This is a genomic window from Sorangium sp. So ce394 (genome assembly GCF_051474665.1).
GTDB lineage: Bacteria > Myxococcota_A > Polyangia > Polyangiales > Polyangiaceae > Sorangium > Sorangium cellulosum_D.
Map to the genome: position 1 here is coordinate 4,640,987 of NZ_CP150339.1, position 22,006 is coordinate 4,662,992.

A 22,006-nucleotide genomic window follows, 5' to 3' on the forward strand; every position below is an offset into this window, starting at 1 on the left:
CCGCGGACGCCGCGGCGCCGCGGGCGATCTCCCGGATCCGGCCGAGTCGAAGCTCGGTATTTCTTCCGATGTCGGCGAGGAGCTCCTGCCGATCTCCGGATGGCGACATCCCCGGGGCGGGCGGCGCAACACGCCCTTGCGCCCGTCGCCTCAGGCGACTACGCCGTCGCGCTCGCCCCTATGAAGAAGAATTACGTTCTCGACGCGAACGTCCTGCTCCACGATCCCCACGCGATCTTCAAGTTCGAGGACAACGACGTCATCATCCCGATCTACGCGATCGAGGAGATCGACCAGTTCAAGCGGGAGGGCTCGGAGCGCGGGCGCAACGCGAGGACCATCGCCCGGCTGCTCGACGAGGTCCGCGGCGCCGGCACGCTCGCGACCGGCGTGCTCCTGGAGAGCGGCGGCACCCTGCGGATCGCGATCCCGGAGCGGCGGCCGGAGCTGCTCGTGGGGCTGGAGTCGGGCTCGCAGGACAGCGCCATCCTGCAGACGGCGATCGACATCCGCGACCGGCACAGGGACCGGCCGACCATCTTCGTGACGATGGACACGAACCTCCGGATCCGCGCCGACGCGCTCGGGATCCCGGCGGAGACGTACGAGAACCAGCGGGTGCACGATCCGGCCATCGAGCAGTCGGTGGTGGAGCTCGAGGTGCCCGGCGCCGAGGTCGACGCGTTCTTCCAGAACGGCTTTCTCGCCGGCGCCAACCTCGCGGATCTCTTGCCGAATTCGGCGGTTCTCCTCCGCGACGCGGGGGCGCCGAGCCACACCGCGCTCGGGCGGTTCGACGCGGCGCGCGGGCAGATCGTCGCGCTCCGCGTCGGGCGGGAGGGGGTGATGGGGGTCCGGCCGCGCAACAAGGAGCAGGCCTTCGCGCTCGACCTCCTGCTCGACGATTCCGTCCGGCTGATCACGCTCATCGGCAAGGCGGGGACGGGCAAGACGCTCCTGGCGCTCGCGGCGGCGCTCAAGCGGACGACGGAGGACAACGCCTACAGCCGGCTGCTCGTGAGCCGGCCGATCATGCCCCTCGGGCGCGATCTGGGCTTCCTTCCGGGCGACGTGGACGAGAAGCTGAACCCGTGGATGCAGCCGATCTTCGACAACCTCGAGTTCCTGTTCTCGAACGGCGGCGCGAAGCCGGGGCGCGACGCGCGCGGCTTCGTGGAGCTCCTGGAGAGCGGGCGCATCCAGGTCGAGCCGCTGACCTACATCCGCGGGCGCAGCCTGCCGCACCAGTACCTCATCGTGGACGAGGCCCAGAACCTCACCCCGCACGAGGTGAAGACGATCATCACCCGGTGCGGCGAGGGGACCAAGATCGTGCTGACGGGCGATCCGCAGCAGATCGACAACCCGTACGTGGATCACGCGTCGAACGGCCTGCTCGTGGTGGCGGAGCGGTTCCGGCGCGAGCGCATCGCGGGGCACGTGGTGCTCGCCAAGGGCGAGCGCAGCGAGCTCGCGGAGCTCGCGGCGAACCTGCTCTGACGCGCGCGGCGGGGGGCGCGCGGCGCGCTCACGGGGCGAGCAGGACGGGAGCCAGCGGCGTGGGGGCGAGCAGGACAGGAGCGAGCGAGGCGGGAGCCAGCGGGGCGAGGGCGAACGTGAAAGGGGCAGCGGAGCGTGGCGCGGCGTCCTCGGGCTAGGCCTTCGGGGCCGCCGGCCTGGGTGCCGGACGCGGATCGGCTCCTCGGCGCCGCGGCGCGGCGGATCCGCGTGGTCGGCTCGAGCACGCCGGTGAACCTCGTCGAGGAGCTCGCGCGGCTCGCCGCGGCGTGGGGCAAGGGGGGCGGGGAGGTCCCGCGGTTCGTCTACGCGCCCGCGCAGGACCACAGCGATCTCCGGATAGCGATGGACACGGCGGCCGAGCGGCTCGCGGATCTGGGGGAGCTCGGCGCGGTCTACGCCGGCCGCGCCCTCGAGCTCGCCGCGGAGGCCGCGATCTGCGAGGCCGCGGGCGGGGCGGGGTGCTGGGCCGCCGCGCGCCGCCGCTACGCCGCGCGCGACGCGTTCGACGAGCAGGCGGACGCGCTCGCCGCGGCCTGGGTCGAGCAGGGCGCGGGCGCGACCGCGGGCGACGAGGCGCGGGTGCGGAGCGACGACGCGCGCTCGCCCCGGTCGCTCGTGTCGCGGATGCGGCGCGAGATCGGGGCGCGGCGCCTGCCGCTCCGGGTCGTGATCGCCGACATCGCGCCGCTCGCCGCGACGGGCGACGGGGTGATCCAGGTCGCGCGGGGGCGCATGCTCACGCGCGACGACGTGGAGCGCACCGTGCTGCACGAGATCGAGGGGCACGCGGCGCCGGGCGTGCGCGCCGCGGCGCTCCCGCTCGGGATCTTCGCGATCGGGACGGCGAACGGCGGCGACGACCAGGAGGGCTGGGCGCTCGCCCGCGAGCGCGCCGCGGGGTACCTGGTCGGCGCCCGCCGGGTCGAGCTCGGGCTGCGCCACCTCGCCGCGCGGAGCGTCGAGCGCGGCGCCAGCTTCGTCGAGACCGCGCGGCTGCTCGAGGCGCGCGGCGCGCGCTCCACCGCCGACGCCCTGCGCATCGCGGCGCGGGTCCACCGGGGCGGCGGTCTGGCGCGGGAGGTCGTCTACCTGCCGGCGCTGCTGCGGGTCGAGGCGACGCTCCTGGAGCAGCCGGCGCTCGGCGAGGTGCTCTCCTCGGGCAGGGTCTCCGTGGGCGCCGCGGCGTCGCTTGCGTCCTGGGCACGGGTGAGCTGAGAAGGGCCGCGGCGGCCCGGTTCGGCGTCGCTTGCGCCCCGGGCGCGGTCGAGCGGAAGGCCGCGGTTGCCTGGTGATCCGTGGTTGTCCGGCTCACGCGGGAGCATGGGAAGGCGGGAAGAAAAGTCCGATCGTCCCCTGAACTTCCTATCTTCCCGCCACACGGATCCGATGAAATGGAGGGCGCTGCGGGTCGGGCGAGGAGCGGAGAGAAAGGGGGCTGCGTGAAGGGAAGGATCACTTCGGCCGTGCGAGCACGGCATGGAACGCGCTTGTCGTGTCCGCTGGCGAGCGCGGCGTCGCGCGCGCGCGATCGCGCCCGGCGGGGCCGCGCGGCGCGCGGAGGTGGCTCCGGGGGCGCGCGGCTCGGATGGGCCAGCGGGCGGAGGGGGGCATGAACTCGAAGAAGGCCATGGAACGGGAATCCAGGCGGCCGCCGAGGGGAGGCGAGGCCCCGGCGGTGGTCCTCAAGGACGATCTTCACGTCGTGGATCTCGGCGCTGGCGTGATGCTCGACGTCTTCATCAACGTCGAGGGCCGGCTCACGACCTTCGTGAGCCTGGATGGCCAGCTGATCGCGGAGCTCCGCGTCGCGGGCCACGCGTGAAGCGCAGGCACGACCGCGCCGGGAGGCGTGGAGACGGGGCGAGAGACGACTCGAGCGCTCTCCCCGCCTCCGCGCCTCCCGTGCGCCGGCGGCTCCGGCCCAACGACAGCGACGCGCGCGGGCTCGGCTTTATCGGCTAGGCGCCCGAGAACTCCCGCACCACGCGGAGGATGCCCTCGCCGTAGCTCGAGATCTTCGCCTGCCCCATGCCGCGCGCGAGCGCGAGATCGTCGAGCGACGCGGGCCGGATCCGCGCGATCTCCCGGAGCGTCCGGTCGTGCGCGATGACGTAGGCGGGCAGCGATTTCTCCTTGGCGAGCGCGGCCCTGTGGGCGCGCAGCGCCTCGAACAGCGGGACGTCCCGCGCCTCGAGCTCGACCCCGGGGTCCGCCTGCGCGGGCGAGGAGGCGACGGGCGCGGCCGGCGCGCGGTCGTGGGCCGCCGCGGAGGACGCGCGCGCGGCCGGCGCGGGGCGCGCGGCGGGCGAGGGGGCCGCCGATCGGCGCGGAGCTCGCCGGCGCGCGGCGGGGACCGGGAGCCGCACCCGGGCGGGCACCTCGCCGCGCATCACGCGCCAGCCCGCGGGCGTGACGAGCGGGACGGGGAACTCGCCGGTGGTGAGATCGATCCAGGCGTTCGCCAGCAGGACCCGCAGGATCGACATGGCCTCGTCGTGGCGCTTCCCCTGGAGGACGCCGAAGGTGGAGAGCCGGTCGAGCCCCATGCGGCGGACGCGCTCGTTCGACTCGCCGATGAGCATCGACGCGATCGCCTGCATCCCGGCGCCGCCCTTCGCCCGCGCGACCCCGGCGAGCGCGCGGCGCACGAGGTCGTTGTCGCGGGCGAGCGCGGCCGGGTCGCTCTCCTCCAGGGCGTCGACCTCGAGGCAGACGTCGCAGTGGCCGCAGCCGCCGAGCGACTCGGCCTCGTCGCCGAAGTAGCGGAGGATGAAGTCGTGCCGGCACGTCGCGGCGTCGATGTAGCGGAGGAGCTCGCGGAAGAGCCCCCACGCGCGCGCGGCGTCGTCGGCGCTCGCCTCGGCGCCCCCCTCGCCGAGCTGGCAGAGCCGGCGGCGCAGCGCGATGTCCGCGGGCGCGAACAGGAGCAGGCCGCGGGCCGGGTCGCCGTCGCGGCCGGCGCGGCCGACCTCCTGGTAATAGGCCTCGATCGACGACGGCGGCTGGGCGTGCACGACGAGGCGCACGTCGGGCCGGTCGATGCCCATGCCGAAGGCGTTCGTGGCGACCACCACGGAGAGGCTGCGATCCGCGAAGCCGGCCGACAGGCGCGCGCGCGACTCGGGGGCGAGGCCGGCGTGGTACGCCTCGGCGTTCCAGCCGGCGTCGCGGAGCGCCTCGGCCAGGCGCTCCGCCCCCTTGCGGGTGGCGGCGTACACGATGCCGGCGCCGCGGGGCCGCCCGGGGTCGCCGAGGGCGTCCAGGAGCGCGCGCGCCGTGAGGCGCCCGGCCTCGCGCGGGCCGTCCACCGCGGAGACCTGCAGGTGGAGGTTGGGCCGGGCGAACCCGCGCAGGATGACCTTGGGCGGCGGCCCTTCCGGCCCGGGCTCGCCCGCGGCGCCGCCGTCGTCGTCGTCGCCGGGCGAGCTCCGCGGCCAGCCGAGGCGCCGGATGATCTCGTCGCGCGCGTCGGGGGTCGCCGTCGCGGTGCAGGCGAGGACCCGGGGCGGGCGGAGCCGCGCGAGCGCGGCGCCGATGCGCAGGTAGTCGGGCCGGAAGTCGTGCCCCCACTGGACGATGCAGTGCGCCTCGTCGACGGCGACGAGCGAGAGCCGGCTCTCGGCGAGCGCCTCGAGGAAGCCGTCGAAGGCGAGGCGCTCGGGCGCGGCGTAGACGAGCTTGTACTCGCCGCGGCGCAGGGCGGCGAGGCGGCGGCCGTTCTCCTCGCGCGGGAGGCTGGAGGCGACGAACGTCGCGGGGATGCCGCGCACCTCGAGCGCGCGCACCTGATCTTCCATCAGGGAGATGAGCGGGCTCAGGACGAGCGTCGTGCCGGGCAAGGCGACGGCCGGGAGCTGGTAGCAGAGCGACTTGCCGCCGCCGGTCGGCGCGACGACGAGGACGCGGCCGGCGCCCCCGAGCAGGGCGTCGATCGCCTCGCGCTGCCACGGCCGGAACGACGCGATGCCGAACCGATCCGCGAGCACGGCGTCGATCGACGGGGGCGGGCCCTCCGGAGGGCGCAGCGGGGAGGAGGGGAGGCGCTCGGTCACGATCGGCGAGGGGGGCTCAGCGAAGATCATGGCGGCGGCGTCGAGCGAGCGCCGTGCCCGCCGCGAGCCCTAGCATTTTCGTGGGCTTGCGTCGCGCCGGGGGTGGCGGCGCCATGGCGGCGCGCGGGTCGCCCGGGGGCCGCCGCCGGCCTCGCGCCGCCGGCGCGCGCGCGCCTGGGCGGCGCGGCGATCAGGCCTGGACCACGCCGACGCCCTTGGCGAGCGCTTCCATGTCGTCGAAGTGGTAGACGTGGCGGCCGGGGCTCCCCTGGAGCGCGGCCGCCACCATCGCGCCGGCGACGGTCCTCGCGTCGATGGGGCGGTACCTGCGGAGGCCGCCCTTCATCGTGAACCGGAGCGTCTGCGCCGCGGCGACGCCGATCGCCTCGCCCTTCCTGACCTCGCCCCGCTCGCCGAGGAGCAGGCTCGGGCGCAGGACGTGGACCGACGCGAAGCTCGCCCCCGAGAGCTCCTGCTCCAGCTCGCCCTTCACGCGCAGGTAGAAGCTGGTCGAGCGCGGATCGGCGCCCACGGAGGAGACCAGGACGAACTGCTTCACTCCCGCCTTCTCGGCGAGCCTGGCGATGGTGATCGGGTAACGATAGTCGATCTGGTAGAAGGCCTCTTCGGAGCCGGCCTTGGCGATGGTCGTCCCGAGCGCGCAGAACACGTCGGTGACGCCGGCGAACTCCGCGCCGTCCAGTCGATCGAAGTCGACGATGCGCTGGGAGAGCCGCGGGTCCTCGATCGGGGCCGGGCGGCGCAGCAGGGCGACGACCCGCGCGTACGCGGGTTGCTGCACGAGGAGGCGCAAGCAGTGGCCGCCGACCAGGCCCGTTCCTCCCACGATGAGAGCTGTCTTGTCGACCGTCATGGATTCCATGTTCCTGCGGAATCACCTGCGGAGGGCGCCGCCGCGGGGATCCACAGCCGTACCGCGCAGCGTAACCCAAGCGGCGCGCGAACCATAGCGGCCGGCGGCGGGCGTCGCGAGCGGCCGGCCGGCGCGGATCCCCTACGGTTCCTTCCGCTTCCGCTCCAGGTTCCCCGGTGTGCGCGGGCTCCCCATCGCCGCGGCCGGCTTCCCGCCTTCATGCGAGCTCTCTCCGGGGCAGAGATGGCCACGACCGGGACAGAACACCCGGAACAGAACACCCGGAGGAGGTCGCTGGCGTGCGCGGCGGCGGCGATGGTCGTGGCAGGAGGCCTCGAGGGGGGCGGGGCCTGCTCGCGCGGCCGGCGAGGGGCCGCGCGGCGCGCTGCTCACGTGACCGGCGCGGGGGCGACCTTCGGCGCGAGCTTCGCGCGCTGGGCGTGGAAGGCCTTGATCGCCATCGGAATGAGCTGCTCCCGGTGCTTGGGCACCATGTTGTTCGGCAGCTGCTCGACGGGCCACCAGGTGCCGGTGGCCGGGACCTCGGCGAGCTTCGCCTGATGGACCCGGGAGAGCATCCAGCCGCGCGCGGCGGCGGAGAAGTAGTCGCCGACGAACGTGAAGTCGGAGATCGTCATGCCGACCCGGTGGAGCACGTGCTCGGGCTGCTCGCCGGGCGAGAGGACGCTCCCCGGGCAGCACCACGCTCCGGGGCTCGACTCCGACGCTCCTCGCTGGGTCAGGAGGACCTCGAGCGCGCCGGAGTCCGCGTTCTTCCGGAGGCACACGGCGTCGGCGGCGAGGTTGATGGGCAGCCGGGAGATGGCGTTGATCAGCGAGCTGCCGAGAGGCTCCCTCGGATCGGCGTACCCGAGCAGCCAGCCGGCCATGGATTTGATGAGCCTCATCGCGGGACCCTCCGCGAGGGCAGGACGTGGGGCCGCTGGCGCATCGCCGCGCGGGCCGCGCCCAGGTGAGCGCGCCCTTTTCGTTCGGGGCTGGACGCCGTGCCAGAGCCGTTCTTCGCGCCGGTACCCGGGCGGCGCGGTGGTGTCGATGGGATCGCGGTTCGCGTTGGATCTTGCATAGGGGTTGCTGCGTTGGATTCCTTGTGCGTTGTCGCGGGACGTTGTGTGGGCTCAGATCTTCATGTCGCTTCTCCTGAGATGTCGGACCTCTCCGACGACGTTGAGCAGCCTACAATAGGCTTTGTTTCTTTGTCGTTTCATTCATGCAGCCCGAGCGTGAATCATCATCTGATGTCGTTGCTCGCGTGTCTCGCCGGCTCCTGACGCGGCTGTTCGGGCGTCGAGCGCCAGAGTCGCTCGTGCGCGGAGGGCGCGTGCGCTCGACGAAACGTCGATGTCACCGCCGCGTCAGCGGGGCAGTCGTCGCGTCTCTCGCGCTTGCCCGCCGCGCTCGTCCTCCTCGGTCACCTCCGCCTCGACGTCGATGACCTGGCCTGACGCCGGCCGCTCGCGGGGCGCGCCAGGGCGCTCTGCGCCGCGTCCGCCGAACGGCCCGCCGCTGAGGTCGATGACCCTCATGCTGAAGAACGCCCCGTTGCCCGCGCCGAACCCGCCGAACCTGCCGAGGCCGGCGGCGCTCGCCGCGGCCGCGCGCCGCTCGAACCGCTCGCGCACGGCCGCGGCGATCCGGCGGCGCGCGGGCGGGAGCAGGAGCACGAGCCCCGCCACGTCGGTCAGCACCCCCGGCGTGATGAGCAGCGCCGCGCCGACGAGCACGAGCAGCCCGCCGGTGAGCCCCTCGTCCGGGACGCGGCCCTCGGCCATCGCGCCCCGCCAGGAGGCGAGCACCTTGAGCCCCTCGTGCTTCGCGAGCGCCGCCCCGAGGACGGCCGTTCCGAGCGCGATCGCCACCGTCGGCCAGAAGCCGATGCGGTCGCCGATCGATAGGAGCAGCCAGAGCTCCAGGATGGGGACCGCCGTGAAGAGCAGGATGAGCTTGCCCATGCCCCCCGTCTAGCGCCGCCCGCCGCGCGGCGCACGCTCGGGCCCGCACGCCGCCCCCGCGCGCCGCGCCGCCATGCCGCCTTGCCGCCGCGCCGCGTCGCCTCTCCGCGCGCCGAGCGCGCCGACGCCGCGCCGACGCCGCGCCGCTCGCGGCCGTCCGCTCCGGCGCGGAGCCGGCGCTAGAGTACCGGCCGCGGTGAGAGTGCGCTAAGACCGCCTGCCCCGGAGAAATCCATGACGACCGTCCCCGTGGAGCAGGAAAAGGTGGAGGCGTGCCGCGCGTTCGCCGCCGACATCGCGGACGAGGTGCAGCGCTTCATCGACCGCCACACCACGGTCGGCGTCGAGCGCACGGTGGCCCGGGCCTACGGCGTGGTCGGCGCCGACGCCGAGGGGACGCCGCTCGTGAACGCGCTCGTGGATCGCATCCACAAGGCGGGGCAGCTGGGCTGGGGCGTCGCGTACCACCTCGGCCGGGCGCTCTGCGAGGGCGCCGCCTCGGTGCAGGAGGCGGCCGAGGCGCTGGCGTTCAGCGAGGCGGCCGACTTCGGCGCGGGCCCGACCGCGGCCGAGGCGCGCGGCGCGCTCGAGGCGGCGACGCGGGAGGCGATCGCCCGGATCGACCGGGCCCGCGAGGAGCGCGACGCCAACAAGGCGGCGCACCGGGTCGGCGTCGCGCCGCTCAAGTACGTCATCGTCGCGACCGGCAACATCTACGACGACGCCGTCCAGGCCAAGGCCGCCGGCTTCGCCGGGGCCGACATCGTCGCCGTGATCCGCGCGACCGCCCAGTCGCTCCTCGATTACGTCCCGGAGGGGCCGACCACCGAGGGGTACGGGGGCACGTACGCGACCCAGGAGAACTTCCGGATCATCCGCCGCGCGACCGACGAGGCGACCCGCGACACGGGCACCTACCTGGCGCAGACGAACTACTCGTCCGGCCTGTGCATGAGCGAGATCGCCTGGATGGCGGCGGTCGAGCGGCTCGACATGCTGCTCAACGACGCGATGTACGGGATCCTGTTCCGCGACATCAACATGCAGCGGACGTTCATCGATCAGTACTTCTCCCGCCGGATCATCGCGAGGAGCGGGATCGTCATCAACACGGGAGAGGACAACTACCTCACGACCGCCGACGCCGTCGAGAAGGCCCACACGGTGCTCGCGTCGCAGTTCATCAACGAGGCGTTCGCCCGGCGCGCGGGCCTGCGCGAGGAGCAGATGGGCCTCGGCCACGCGTTCGAGATCAACCCCTGGCTCGAGGACAGCCTCCTCTTCGAGCTCGCCCAGGCCCAGCTCGTCCGGCAGATCTTCGATCGGCACCCGATCAAGTGGATGCCGCCCACGAAATTCAAGACGGGCGACATCTTCCACAGCCACGTCCACGACGCGATGTTCAACCTGGTCGGGATCACGACCGGCCAGTCGATCGAGCTGCTCGGGATGTTCAGCGAGGCGATCCACACACCGCTGCTCATGGACCGGTATCTCTCGCTGAAGAGCGCGCGCTACATCTTCACGGCGGCGCGCCACCTCGGCGACGAGATCCAGTGGAAGCCGGGCGGCATCGTCGAGTCGCGCGCCCGCGAGGTCCTCGACAAGGCGCACGCGCTCCTCGGCGAGGTCGAGCGGGAGACCCTCTGGGACGCGATCGGGCGCGGCGCGTTCGGCGACGTCAAGCGCACGCGCACCGGGGGGAAGGGGTACGCGGGCGTCGTGGCCCGGCACCCGGAGTACCTGAATCCGGTCCTCGAGGTGCTGGAGCGGTCGTCGTTGTAGTCCATGGCCCGGAGGGGCAGCGCCGTGGCCGGCCCGGGGGTACGACCCCCGCGCGATCGGGCACGATGGCCGGCCGGGCGGGAGCCGACCCCCGGAGGATTAGGCAGGAGGTCAGTCTGGAGGAGGGGGCGACCCCCAAAGGACCAGGCGGGAGGTCAGGCTGGAGGGGGTGTGACCCCCGGAGAACCGGGCAGGAGGCCAGGCTGGAGGGGGGTCGACCCGTCCGCGGATGTCGAGCCAACGAGCAAGCGTCCCATCGCTGTCCGTGGAGCGAACAGCGGGCGTTCAGGACGGAGGTGTGCTTGCGCTCCGAGTCTTCGAGAACCTTGACATAGCTACCGCCGTAGCCTCCGCGCCGCTTGTGTCATCTAAGTACGACCATGTAGCATTGCTGTTCATGATGGACGCTCGTGTTTCAGCACGTCGGCGGGGCGGCGACCGTGCTCGCCGCAGGGGCATGTCAGGCCCGGCTACGTCGCTCGCGTGGCAGAGCTGCGCCGCCGTGGTGCTCTTCAGCCTTGCCTGGAGCTCATCGACGCTGGCGCAGGAACGCAGCGGCTTGCCGGCGTGCTGCCAGAATTTTCACCGCCTCGCGACTGAGCTGAAGCACCAGCTCCTCGCCGTCTGTGTCGCCAACGAGGTACCCGAAGACAGGTACACGGCCGCGATCAATGCGGCTATCAATAGGTTCGTTCAACGCACGGAGCCGTTCAGAGAAATTAGGAGGCCCGGGGAGGAGTGCGGCTCGCTGGATGATCGAGTGTATTACCTGGGTAGGGCTGGATCCAGGCGCATTCCCGGGTGTGTGCCTGGGGTGGTGGCGAGCCAGCACATGGCGGACATACGGAGGGAGGTCGCTGCGACCGACTGCCAGGCGCGGAGCGCTGCGCCTCCGCCGCAAGCTGATATTCACAACCACTTTTATATCCATGAAGCCAACGAGCGGGTGGACCAGGGCGACTGCTGCTGCCCGCTTCCGCCGCTGATCGAGTTGCGCAGCCACGACGTGCGTGAGATCGTTCTCGGTCTGGGGCTGCTCCCCCAAATCCCGGCGGCAACGACGATCGGCACGAGCGCGCTCATGGCGGCGCGCCCGGGAGCTCAGCCGCTCCTGAGCGCCGAGGTGCCCGCCTCCATAGCTCCGGCGGGGATCGCGCTCGGCGGCGGCGTGTCGGTGTCGCCTTTCCGCATGGCGCGCGAGGCGCAGCTCGCGAGGCGAGCCGCGGCCCACGTCGAGTATGAGCGCCACCTCCGGGAGGCCATCGCGCTCGCGGTGCACATCAGCGTCGAGGACATGGTGAACAACCTCCCGCCGGGGCTCGGCGGGGACCTACGACGCGCGACGAGCGACGAACTTGCTCGCAAGATACGGGGGCCCGACGCGCAGTCCCTCGAGACCTACTTCATCGATCGTGGCATGAGGGGCGCGGGCCCGAGGGCCGCAGGGGGTCGCGCTGGCGGCAAAGCGGCGTCCGGCCCCGACGACGGGCTTACCTACGAGCTCGCGAGGAAGCTGGTGTCCAAGGGCGGCGCGATCTGGGACGCCGTGGAGCAGCGCTTCGCGGAGGAGCTTCGAAGCGCGCTCACCCAGCGAGCCACCTCCCTCGGCGCGGACGCTGGGGCGATCGCTCGCGAGGTCGTCAGCAAGCTCGATCTGAACAACGCGAGGAGTCCAGCCCGCGCGGCGCTCGTCTATGAGCTGCTCAAGCTCTCCGAGCGCGTCGCCGTCCTCATGCCTTCCCATGAAGAGCTGGCGCGCCCCGTCGCATCCTCCCCCTGGCTGGACGGGCTGAACATTTCGCTCGCCGTGAGCCAGCCCTCCTCGCGCGTGGACCAGATCCTCGGCGCGCGGGCCAAGTTCGCGGTCGCAATGACCGTCGACTACGCAGGCGATTACAAGGGCAATCGCGATCCAGCCGCGAATGCGGAGCTCGGGCGGTGTATCCAGGACGCGGTCGCCGAGCTGCAGGAGGCCGCGCAGCAGGCGCGGCAGGACCGTGGCGCTGGCGGCGACACGTCCCTCGCGCTCTCCGGCATGATCCGGAGCGCGGAGGAGCGCTGCTACCGGAACCACCTGCCGCCGGCGAGCACGGCGATCGGCGCCGGCGTGAGCCCCGGATTCTACGTGGATGACGTCGAGCGCATCCAGTACGACGCGACGCGCCTCTGGCTCGCGCTCGATTGGCAGCACGACGCCCTCGCGCTGACCTCCGCGTTCGAGCTCGTCCACTTCCGGGAGCCGAAGGAGACCTCGGGGCGCGTCTTCCCCCAAGGGACGATGCGCGGCACGCTCGCGCTCCGGCCGGCGAGCCTCGCCGTTGAGCTCGGGGTTGGCGCGGCGCGGATGGCCACCAGCGATGCGGACGAGGCATCGGACGCGGCGCCGCGAGCGGGACTTCACGTCGGCGGCTCCGGAAGCGTCCTCCTCCCGGTTGGGCTGAGCCTGAGCGCGTCCGTGCTCGGCCGGTGGAGCTTCGAAGACGACACGACGGAGGCCCGCGTGATCACGAGCATCGGATGGGCGGAAATGCCCGATTTCATCCGGCGATCCCTGGAATACAGCGGGATCTCGGCCCGCAGATGACACCTCCACGGCTGCGCCGCGACCGAGAGTCCGAGGGGGTCCGACGGGGAGCCGCGCTCCCCGCCTGCCGGCGGCGAGGCGCGATACCGGATCGCCGCCGAGTGATGTACACCATGGGCTCCATGACACAGCGAAACATCCTGCGTGCGTATGGCGACCGCGAGGGCGACGGGATGGTCCAGATGTCGTTCACCCTCCGCGTCCTGCCGGGCGACCGCGCGCGCGAGGCGGCGAAGCGCTTCGCGGAGGCGCACGGGCTGCGTGAGCCCCTGGTCACGGCCATGGAGCAGGCCAGCCGGGAGCACACCTATTTCGTCGTGTACGGCCACTCCCAGCACGGGGTCGACACCTCGGACATCGAGGTGGAGGAGCTCGCGGCTCAGCCCCTCACGCGCGACCAGATCGAGGAACAGGCGAAGAAGCTCGGCCGCAAGATCGTGGTCGTGGGCGCCTGCACCGGCAGCGACGCGCACACCGTGGGTATCGACGCGATCCTGAACTACAAGGGCTTCGCTGGAGAGAAGGGCCTCGAGAGCTTCAAGTGCTTCGACGCCCACAACCTCGGCGCGCAGGTCGAGAACGCCGAGCTCTGCGAGCGGGCCAAGGCGCTCGGCGCCGACGCGATCCTGGTCTCGCAGGTGATCACGCAGCGGAACTGCCACAAGGAGAACGCGGCGGCCCTCGTCGAGATGGCGACGCGCCAGGGCTTCCGGGAGAAGGTGATCCTGCTCCTCGGCGGCCCGCGAATCGACCACAACCTCGCCGTCGAGCTCGGCTTCGACGCCGGCTTCGGCCCCGGCACGAAGCCGATCACCGTGGCGTCGTTCCTGGTCGAGCGCCTCGTGGGCAGGGTCTAGGGGGCAGGCGACGCGGCGGCAGGCGACGCGGCGGCAGGCGGCGCTCAGGCGACGAGCAGGTGGTAGGCGGCCGAGAGCTCGGCGAACCGCGCGGTGCGCTGCGCGCGCTCGCCGGGCTGCGACGCGCCCCGGTCGGGGTGCAGGACGGCCGCGAGGCGGCGGAAGGTGCGGCGGATCTCGGCCTCGGTCGCGCCGTCGCGCAGGCCGAGCACCTCGAGGGCCCGGCGGCGCGGCTCGTCCACCCGGGCGGCGCGCGGCGCGCTCGACGGCCCGCCGCGCGGAGGCGCGCTCGATGACGATGCGCCGCTCGACGCCCCGCCGCGCGCGGCGCCCGCGCTCGCGGCGCGCCGGTAGCGATCCCGCGCGCGCGGGCGGCCGTGGAGGAAGTCGCTCGGCGAGAGCGGGCCGGTCTGCCGAAGCGATGCGGCGAGCGGCCTCGCCGTGTGGAAGCAGATGGTTGCCTCCTCGATGGCGAAGAGCGCCTCGAGGCGGGCGCGGAGCTGGATCCGGAGCGCGCGCTCGACCGCGCTCTCGGGGATGAGCCCCGCGGCCACGAGCACCTCGCCGGTCCGGCGCCCCCGGTGCGCGGCGACGAGCGCGGCGAGCCGCTGGATCGACGGCTCGGGCGCCGAGCCCTCCCGCGCGAGGATCTCGCCGAGCCGCGGCACCCGGAGCGGCGTCTCGACGGCCGTCACCAGGCCGGAGAAGAGCTGGATCCTGTGCTGCCGGCCGGGCACCGTGGAGCCGCTCGGCGTCCTGAGCTCGCAGAGCTCCAGGAGCCCGGTGGTCCTCTCGCGGTAGAGCGCGCCGAGCAGGTCTCCCAGGGTCGACGTGGAAAGGCGGCTGGGCAGTTGCATCGCGATCGCGGCGTTATCATCGCCGCCCGCGATCGGGCAAAGAAGCGGCGCGGCGCGGGCAGGCGGCCGACGTACGCGCGCGGGTAGGTAGGGTAGGTAGGTAGATGGGTAGGCGGCGCCGCCGGAAGGGCCCGCTCGCGCGCGCGTTCACGTCACGCCGCCCGCTTGCACGAATGTGCGCCCAGGTCGCGGCCCGCTGTGCGAAGCTCCGCGCGAAAACGGCCCGGCGCGGCGCGCCGGCGCGCGGATCAGGAGGACTCTGCGATGGGCTTGCTCGACGGAAAGGTCGCGATCATCACGGGAGCCGGCGGCGGGATCGGCCGCGAGGAGGCGCTGCTCTTCGCCCGGGAGGGCGCGAAGGTCGTCGTCAACGATCTCGGCGGCGCGCGCGACGGGTCGGGCTCGAGCGACGCGATGGCGGCGCAGGTCGCGGAGGAGATCCGGGCCGCGGGCGGGCAGGCCGCGCCGAGCTTCGACAACGTGGCGACCCCCGAGGGCGCGGCGAGGATCGTGAAGACCGCCGTCGACGCGTTCGGCAGGGTCGACATCCTGGTGAACAACGCGGGCATTCTCCGCGACAAGACGCTCCTCAAGATGGATGAGGGGATGTGGGACGCCGTCATCGCCGTTCACCTGAAGGGGACGTTCCTGTGCACGCAGGCCGCCGCGAAGCAGATGGTCGGGCAGGGCGAGGGGGGGCGGATCGTGAACACCACGAGCGTCTCGGGGATGCTCGGCAACTTCGGACAGGCCAACTACGCGGCTGCCAAGGCCGGCATCTACGGGCTCACCCGCACCGCCGCGATCGAGCTGCAGAAGCAGCGGATCACCGTCAACGCCGTCGCGCCGATCGCCAAGACCCGCATGACGGAGGATCTGCCCATGTTCCAGTCGGCCGGCGACACGCTCACGCCGGCGCACGTCGCGCCCGCGGCGCTGTTCCTCGCGTCCGACCTGTGCGCCGATCGGACCGGCAACGTCCTCGCCGTCGCCGGCGCGCAGATGTACATTTACAAGGTCGTTCAGAGCCCCGGAAAGTTCAAGGACGAGGGCGGTGTCTGGACGGCGCAGGAGATCGCGGAGCACTGGGACGCGATCAACAAGCTCTGATCGCGCCGTCCGCGGAGCGCGCGGCGCGAGCGCGCCGCCCGGGGCTGCGCGCGCGGCCCTCGTGCGCGCGCGGGGTGGGTGCGCGCGGGCCGCGCCGCTCGCGCGGCGGCGGACGCGGCAGAAGCGAGGGCCCGGCGCGCGCCGACCGTTGCTGTGCTGATCCCCGGATGCTAGGTTCGAGGCGCTTCCTGGGTGCGCTTTTCGCATCGGCGTACTGGCGTACTGTTCGAGCAGATCGTTCACGCGGAGTCTGGAGGTGCCACCGGTGACCGTCGTTCGCTGCTGTTCCGGCTGCGCCACATCGCGCGGTGCGGCCTCTGCGGCGCGGAGGCGCTGAGCACCATGTCGCGCGACGCCGCCCACATCCCGCTCGCCCTGTGGGTCTGCGCGGCGATCGTGGCGCACATGGCGGGCGGCGGGGGCGCGGTCGAGGTGGCGCAGGTCATCGAGGATCGGGCGCAGCTCCGCCGGATGGTCCACGCGGTGCGGGAGGGCCTCCGCCCGGCCGACACGACGTTCGAGGTGCTGACCGACGGCGTGGCGGCGACGCCGCCTCCCGCCCCGCTGGCGCCGCCGGAGCGGTCGCCGGACGGCGAGCCCGACAAGGACGCGCCGCCCGAGCCGCAGCAGAAGCCAGAGCCGACCAAGGCGGAGCCGCCGCCGCGGAAGCCGCCAAAGGCGGAGCCGCCGCGCCAGGCGAAGGCGCCGCCCAAGCCGGAGCCGCCCAAGGAAGAGGTGGCCAAGGTCGTGCCGGTCCAGCCGGCGCCGCCGCCGCCACCGCTGCCGGCGGATCGGCGGATCGCCATCCGTCAGCACGTCGAGAAGAACCAGGAAGACAACCCCGAGGCGAACCGGATCGCGGACGACGCCAACAAGGTCGCCGAGGAGACCATGGCGCAGATCCGCTCGAAGGATCAGGACGATCCCGCGCCCACGCCCGGGAGCCCGAGCGGCCCGCGGGGGCCGGCGGACAAGGTCGGCGACAGCGACCACGATCACAGCGGCCACAGCGAGGAGCGCGCCGGCAACGAGCAGCACGCGCCCGGCGAGAAGAGCCCCGACAGCGAGAGCGCGGAGCACCACAGCCCGCCGTCCCCGGCGCAGGCCGCGCAGGCGTCTCGGGCGGCGCCGCCGCAGAGCGTCCCGGGCGCGACCGGCGGCGGCCGCGTGGCGCAGGCGCCCGCCGCGCCGGCGGCGGAGAGGGGCGCCGCGGGCGGCTCGGGCCCGGCGTCGCCCGAGGTCGTCGACAGCCCGCGCACGGGATACACGCTCAACCCGGCGAACCCGGGCGGCGACGGCAAGAGCCGCGTCGCCGGGAAGAAGGCGGCGCCGCAGCCCTACGAGAGCCCGGTCCGCGTCGGCTCGATCGGCCTCGGCGCGCCAGGGCTGCCCGGCGGGCCCAACCTCAACCTGAACATGGCCGGCGTGCAGGCGGCCGTGGGCAACGAGAAGCTCAGGGCGGAACGGGCCTCGGACGGCGCGTCCCGCAAGAGCGCGCACCGGGGCTCGTGGGAGACGACGGACAAGTGGAAGAAGTGGCGCGCCGCGATCGAGAACTACGACCCCTCCGTCAAGCCCGGCAACCAGACGTCCCTCAACGCCGCGCGGGTGCCGTTCGCGACGTACATCAACATGATCCACAACCGGCTCCACCCGATCTTCGCGGAGGAGTTCCTGGCGTCGCTCGAGAGCCTGCCTTCGGGGCACGCGTTCAACCAGAACCGGGTCACGCACCTGGAGATCGTGCTGAACAAGGACAGCGGCAGCATCGTGCGCCTCGGGGTCACGAAGCCGAGCGGCATGACGGCGTTCGACATGGTCGCGCTCAACTCGGTGCACCGCGCGTCACCGTTCGGAAAGGCGCCGGACGCGATCGTCTCACCCGACGGCAACGTGTACTTGCACTGGGAGTTCCACAGGGATCCATACGACGCGTGCTCCACCCGCAACGCGCGCCCCTTCCTGCTGAAGGCGGCGTCCGACGCCGCGCCGGTCGAGCCGGCGCCGGTGCGCAGGGCGCCGCGTCCCGTCCCGGGCGACGAGAAGACGCTGGCGCCGCCTGGACCGCTGCTTCCGCTCCGTCGTTAGGTCCCGGCTCTGCACCGGGACCGCGGCGATGTATCCTCGGCGGTATGTCGAAGGATTCCGACGCGGCCGTTCAAGTGACCAACGCGCGCATCGAGGCGGCGCTCGCGGATTCTCCGGCGTTCACCCGGATCGAGCCGCATTTCTATGTGGTCCGCCAGGGGACGGCGTACGTCTACCTGCACGTCCTGCCCTGGGCGCCGGATCGCGCGCTCGTGCGGCTCGTGGCGCAGCTCGCCCGCGGCGTCGAGATGACGCCGGATCTCGCGATGAAGCTGCTCCGCCTGAACGCGCGCATCCGCTTCGGCGCGTTCGGCTACGTCGCGCAGGGCTCCTGCGTGGTCATCGTACACACGCTCCTCGGCGGCGAGACGCTCGACGCCGACGAGATCCTGGTCGCCCTCCGCGATCTGTCGGTGCTCGCGGACGAGTACGACGACCGCATCGTCGAGGAGGCCGGCGGCCAGCGGATGCAGGACCTGATCGACGCCTCGGCGACCGCCGCGGTCTTCACCGATCTGGACGCCCCCCGCGCCTGGGACAAGGGCTGAGCGACGGGCCCTCTTCTTCAATGCTCCTCAACATCGACCTTCCCCCCGAAGCCCCTCCTCCCTCCGCCGCACCGGACCCCGCTCCCTCGCCCCGCCGCGAGGACGGCGGCGACGCCCCGCCCGCCGAAGGGCGCGCGTCGTCCCCCGAGCGCGCCGAAGGGCGCGCGTCGTCCGCCGAGCCGGCCGAAGGGCGCGCGTCGTCCCCTGAGCGGCCGCCGCTCGCCGGCCTGCCCGTGCTCCGGCTGATCCGGCCGCTCGCCGTCCTCGCCCTGCTCGCGATGATCCTCGGCCGCATGCTCGCGCCCGCGATGGTCGGCCTCGCGGTGGGCATCGAGCGCGCCGCGCACGCCGTCGAGCTCGCCGGCGCCGGCGCCTCGCAGCTCTTCGCGATCGGCGCGATCGTCACCGCGATGGCGCTGATCGGCGCGGTCGTGCGGAGCCGCGTCCCGTACGCGCTGCGGATCGCCGCGATCGTCGCGGGCAGCTTCGTCATCCTCGTCGTCCTGCACGCGACCGTGCAGCGCGTGCCCGATCTCTCCGCCGCGCTGATCGGCGTGAGCGCGGCGATCCTCGCGGTCGGCAGCGCCTGGGAGGCGCTCCGCGTGCCGTTCATGCGGCCGGTCGCGGCCGCGCTCGGGCTGGTCGGCGCCTCCGCGCTCGTGCGGCTCACCGGCGTCCTCCTCGCCGTCTGGGCGAACGACCGCGGCTCCAAGGCGCTCGCCGGCGCGACCAGCTCGGTGGCGACGGCCGCGTTCGCGCTCGACGCGCTGGCCGTCCTCGTGGCGACGGTCGCGCTCGGCGCTGGCCGCGAGGCGCGCCCGCGCGAGGCCGAGCCGCCGCGGCCGCGCCTCGTCAGCCCGCTCTCGCTCGCGGCGCTCGCCTCGGCGCTGCTCGCCACCCGGGCGGCGCTCGCGGGCGCCTCCGACGACGCGTCCGTGGTCGAGGCGCTCTTCCGCCGCGCGCTCGACCGGCTGCTCACGCGCCCCGCGCCGGTCGTGCCGCTCTCGATGCAGCTCTTCGCCGCCGCGCTCGCGGTGGTGGTCGTCGCGCTCGCGCTCATCGCGCCGCCGCGGCTGCCCGCGCTCGGCGGCGCGCTCGCGCTGCTGCTCGTCGCGCGCAGCGCCCCCGAGGTGCCGCTCGGCGCGCTGTCGCTGGTGATCGCCGCCCTCTGCGTCGCGCTCGCCGCGCGCGACGAGCGCGGCTTCTGGGCGGCCGTGCTCGCGACCGAGCGCGAGCGCCCCTCGAGCGCGCTCCCGGGCGCCGGGAAACCGGACGCGACCGGGGGCGCGTCCGGTTGACGCGAGCGACGACACTCGTTAAGCACGCCCTCGCCGCGCGGGGATCCGCGCGCAGCGTTCCACCTGATGCTCGCCGCCGGGACGGCGCGGGGGCCGTCCGGTCCCGCCGGTCTCCCCCTCGCACCGGGCCTCGCGGGGCGCGGCCCAGGCTCGCGTGGCGCGCCATGGGCACGGGAGAGTCCTCATGCATCGTCGCGATCTCGTCTCGCTGTCCGCCCTCGCGCTCGCCGCGCTGACGCTCGGCGCCGGGTGCCCCGAGGAGCCCTCGCGGCCCGCCGGCGGCGCGGCGGCGACGTCGAGCGCGGCCCCGCCCGTGGCCTCGGCCGAGAAGCCCAGCGCGCCGCCAAAGGCGCCCGAGGCGCCGAACGCGACAGGACAGGCGGCCGCGCCGCCCGCGCCGCCCACGCCCGAAGCCAAGGGGACGATCAAGGGGGTCGTCAAGCTCACCGGCAAGCCGGTCGAGATGAAGGTCCCGGCCGCGCGCAAGGACGCCCCGGTCTGCCAGGACAAGGACGTCGTGTACAACGCTGTCGTCGTCAACGACGGCAAGCTCAAGGACACCCTCGTCCGCATCGCGGTCGGGGGCGTGCAGGGCAGCTGGAAGGCGCCCGACGCCCACGCCGTCGTCGACCAGAAGGACTGCATGTATGAGCCGCGCATCCAGGGCGTGGTCTCCGGGCAGCAGGTCGACATCAAGAACAGCGACCGGACGCTGCACAACGTGCACACCTACAAGGGGTCTGAGACGCTGTTCAACCAGGCGCAGCCGCGGGGCGCGGACCCGCTCACGAAGTCGTGGAGCGACGGCATCATCAAGCTCACCTGCGACATCCACCCGTGGATGCGCGGCTTTGTCGTGGTGACGGATCACCCGTTCTTCGCCGTGAGCGGCGGTGACGGATCCTTCGCGATCGAGAAGGTGCCTGCCGGCAAGTACAAGCTCGAGGCGTGGCACCCCCGCTATGGCCTCAAGACGGTCGACGTCACGGTCGCGGACGACAAGCCCGCCCAGGTCACGTTCACGTACGCCGGCACCGAGGCTGAGCCGGCGGAAAACAAGGACGAGCTCAAGGGCCTTTGGTGAGCCCCCCGGCAGCGCTCGCGGCGGGCGCCAGCGCGCCCGGGGCCGTCCGGTTGGCGGCGGGCAGCGCCGAGGAGCGAGCTTTCCTGGCTCGCTCGACGCGAAGAAGCACGATGGGGCGTCGCGGCGGTTGCCACTCGGCCCCTCGTGCCCTAAAGGGAAGCGGCGACAACGGTCGAACTCGACTCCCCGAGCCGCGTTGCGCGCGCTAGTCTCCCGGCCCCGATGCTGTTCTCACCCGCCACCCGCGCTCAGGCGATGACGTCGTTTTCCGGCCTGGCTGTCCCGCCTACAAGGGTCTCTGGAGGTGCCGCGCGGTCGCCGCGCGGCGCGAGCGCCGGTCGCGGCGGCGAGGTGTGCGCGTGACCATGAGCGTCGAGCAGGCCACGGAGCGGGCCCCGGTCCCTTACATCCGCCAGCCCGAGGTTCCCGAGCGCGACGGCTCCGCGCTCCCCACGAGCGCGCGCCCGCTGCTCAAGGTAGCGGCCGACCTGGTGAGCCTCACCAAGCCTCGCATCACGAGGATGGTGGTCGCCACGATGCTCGGCGGCATGTGGGTCGCGAGCCGTTACCTCCGCGCCGGGACGGGCGGAGAGGGCGCGATCGACCGCGCGGCGGTCCCTGTGACCCAGCTCGCGCTGGCGCTGCTCGGGACGGTCCTCGTCGTGTCCGGCGCCAACGCGCTCAACATGTACATCGAGCGCGACACCGACCTGCTGATGGAGCGGACGCGGAACCGCCCCTTGCCGGCGCGGCGGCTCGCGCCGGACGTGGCGCTCTGGTTCGGGATCGCGGTCTCGGCCAGCTCGATTCCGCTGCTGGTCTTCGGGGTGAACGCGGTCACGGGCGCGCTCGCCGCGCTCGCGCTGCTCAGCTACGTGCTCGTCTACACCCCGCTCAAGCGCAAGACGACGCTCTCGCTGCCGATCGGCGCGATCCCCGGCGCCATCCCGCCGCTGCTCGGGTGGACGAGCGTCACCGGGCAGGTCGACGCGCCCGGGTTCCTGCTCTTCGCCGTCATGTTTCTCTGGCAGATCCCGCATTTCCTGGCGATCTCTCTCTTCCGTCAGGACGAGTACCGGCGCGCGGGCCTCAAGGTGTTGCCGCTCGAGAAGGGCGATCACGCGACGTGGCGCCACATCGTCGGCTATCTCGCGCTGCTCATGATCGCCTCGATGCTGCTCGTCCCGCTCGGCGTCGCGGGCCCTGTCTACTTCGGCGTCGCGGTCCTCCTCGGCGGGGCCTTCTTCGCGCTGGGTGCCTGCGGCCTGCTCGCGGGCACCAAGGCGCGCTGGGCGCGCCGGGTCTTCTTCGCCTCGATGGTGTACCTGGTGCTCCTCTTCGCCGCGCTGATGGTCGGCGCCTGAGCGGCGCCCGC

The 22,006-nt window shown here is 73.2% G+C and carries 17 protein-coding genes; 12 read left to right on the top strand and 5 right to left on the bottom strand.

The window, feature by feature from the left end; genetic code table 11:
- Window positions 1–180: 180 nt before the first annotated feature.
- From WMF33_RS17205 to WMF33_RS17215, 3 genes are all read left to right on the top strand, one after another.
- Window positions 181–1,500 carry a PhoH family protein gene (locus WMF33_RS17205; protein ID WP_437338145.1) on the top strand — a complete coding sequence of 440 codons (1,320 nt, stop codon included), beginning with the start codon at window positions 181–183 and terminating at the stop codon, window positions 1,498–1,500.
- A 180-nt stretch (window positions 1,501–1,680) separates the two neighbouring features.
- Complete coding sequence (locus WMF33_RS17210; protein WP_437338146.1) at window positions 1,681–2,736, top strand: tyrosine/phenylalanine carboxypeptidase domain-containing protein; 1,056 nt, start codon at window positions 1,681–1,683, stop codon at window positions 2,734–2,736.
- A 394-nt stretch (window positions 2,737–3,130) separates the two neighbouring features.
- Window positions 3,131–3,343: a hypothetical protein gene (locus WMF33_RS17215; protein WP_148313657.1), complete on the top strand. Its 213-nt coding sequence runs from the start codon at window positions 3,131–3,133 to the stop codon at window positions 3,341–3,343.
- A gap of 136 nt (window positions 3,344–3,479) precedes the next feature.
- Here WMF33_RS17215 and WMF33_RS17220 read toward each other — a convergent pair whose 3' ends face one another.
- From WMF33_RS17220 to WMF33_RS17235, 4 genes are all read right to left on the bottom strand, one after another.
- Window positions 3,480–5,603: a RecQ family ATP-dependent DNA helicase gene (locus tag WMF33_RS17220; protein ID WP_437338147.1), complete on the bottom strand. Its 2,124-nt coding sequence runs from the start codon at window positions 5,601–5,603 to the stop codon at window positions 3,480–3,482.
- Window positions 5,604–5,763: 160 nt separating this feature from the next.
- Window positions 5,764–6,456, bottom strand: coding sequence for an oxidoreductase (locus WMF33_RS17225; RefSeq protein WP_437338148.1), 693 nt, complete (start codon window positions 6,454–6,456; stop codon window positions 5,764–5,766).
- Window positions 6,457–6,836: 380 nt separating this feature from the next.
- Entirely contained in the window at window positions 6,837–7,355 is a 519-nt protein-coding gene (locus WMF33_RS17230) for an NUDIX hydrolase (RefSeq protein WP_437338149.1), read from the bottom strand.
- Between the two features lie 468 nt (window positions 7,356–7,823).
- Window positions 7,824–8,420: an FxsA family protein gene (locus tag WMF33_RS17235; protein ID WP_437338150.1), complete on the bottom strand. Its 597-nt coding sequence runs from the start codon at window positions 8,418–8,420 to the stop codon at window positions 7,824–7,826.
- A 234-nt stretch (window positions 8,421–8,654) separates the two neighbouring features.
- On the opposite strand from WMF33_RS17235, the gene WMF33_RS17240 reads away from it, so the two are divergent.
- The 3 genes from WMF33_RS17240 to WMF33_RS17250 all read left to right on the top strand — a co-directional run bounded on the left by WMF33_RS17240 (window position 8,655) and on the right by WMF33_RS17250 (window position 13,646).
- Window positions 8,655–10,205 (top strand): lysine 5,6-aminomutase subunit alpha, encoded by a 1,551-nt coding sequence (locus WMF33_RS17240; RefSeq protein ID WP_437338151.1) that lies wholly within the window; start codon window positions 8,655–8,657, stop codon window positions 10,203–10,205.
- A 502-nt stretch (window positions 10,206–10,707) separates the two neighbouring features.
- Window positions 10,708–12,789 (top strand): hypothetical protein, encoded by a 2,082-nt coding sequence (locus tag WMF33_RS17245; RefSeq protein WP_437338152.1) that lies wholly within the window; start codon window positions 10,708–10,710, stop codon window positions 12,787–12,789.
- A gap of 122 nt (window positions 12,790–12,911) precedes the next feature.
- Complete coding sequence (locus WMF33_RS17250; protein WP_437338153.1) at window positions 12,912–13,646, top strand: OAM dimerization domain-containing protein; 735 nt, start codon at window positions 12,912–12,914, stop codon at window positions 13,644–13,646.
- 44 nt (window positions 13,647–13,690) lie between these two features.
- On the opposite strand, the gene WMF33_RS17255 is transcribed toward WMF33_RS17250, so the two are convergent.
- Window positions 13,691–14,503 carry a J domain-containing protein gene (locus WMF33_RS17255; RefSeq protein WP_437338154.1) on the bottom strand — a complete coding sequence of 271 codons (813 nt, stop codon included), beginning with the start codon at window positions 14,501–14,503 and terminating at the stop codon, window positions 13,691–13,693.
- A 264-nt stretch (window positions 14,504–14,767) separates the two neighbouring features.
- Between WMF33_RS17255 and WMF33_RS17260 the strand changes: the two genes are divergently transcribed.
- From WMF33_RS17260 to cyoE, 6 genes are all read left to right on the top strand, one after another.
- Window positions 14,768–15,613: an SDR family NAD(P)-dependent oxidoreductase gene (locus WMF33_RS17260; RefSeq protein ID WP_437338155.1), complete on the top strand. Its 846-nt coding sequence runs from the start codon at window positions 14,768–14,770 to the stop codon at window positions 15,611–15,613.
- A 342-nt stretch (window positions 15,614–15,955) separates the two neighbouring features.
- The gene (locus WMF33_RS17265) at window positions 15,956–17,701 is read left to right on the top strand and encodes a hypothetical protein (RefSeq protein ID WP_437338156.1); all 1,746 of its coding nucleotides are present in this window, start codon (window positions 15,956–15,958) and stop codon (window positions 17,699–17,701) included.
- A 44-nt stretch (window positions 17,702–17,745) separates the two neighbouring features.
- Complete coding sequence (locus WMF33_RS17270; protein ID WP_061621412.1) at window positions 17,746–18,249, top strand: T3SS (YopN, CesT) and YbjN peptide-binding chaperone 1; 504 nt, start codon at window positions 17,746–17,748, stop codon at window positions 18,247–18,249.
- A 20-nt stretch (window positions 18,250–18,269) separates the two neighbouring features.
- A complete protein-coding gene (locus WMF33_RS17275; protein WP_437338157.1) occupies window positions 18,270–19,547 on the top strand; it encodes a hypothetical protein in 1,278 nt (425 codons plus the stop codon).
- A gap of 184 nt (window positions 19,548–19,731) precedes the next feature.
- Entirely contained in the window at window positions 19,732–20,631 is a 900-nt protein-coding gene (locus WMF33_RS17280) for a carboxypeptidase regulatory-like domain-containing protein (protein WP_437338158.1), read from the top strand.
- Window positions 20,632–20,996: 365 nt separating this feature from the next.
- Window positions 20,997–21,995 carry a heme o synthase gene (cyoE, locus tag WMF33_RS17285; RefSeq protein WP_437339490.1) on the top strand — a complete coding sequence of 333 codons (999 nt, stop codon included), beginning with the start codon at window positions 20,997–20,999 and terminating at the stop codon, window positions 21,993–21,995.
- Window positions 21,996–22,006 lie beyond the last annotated feature (11 nt).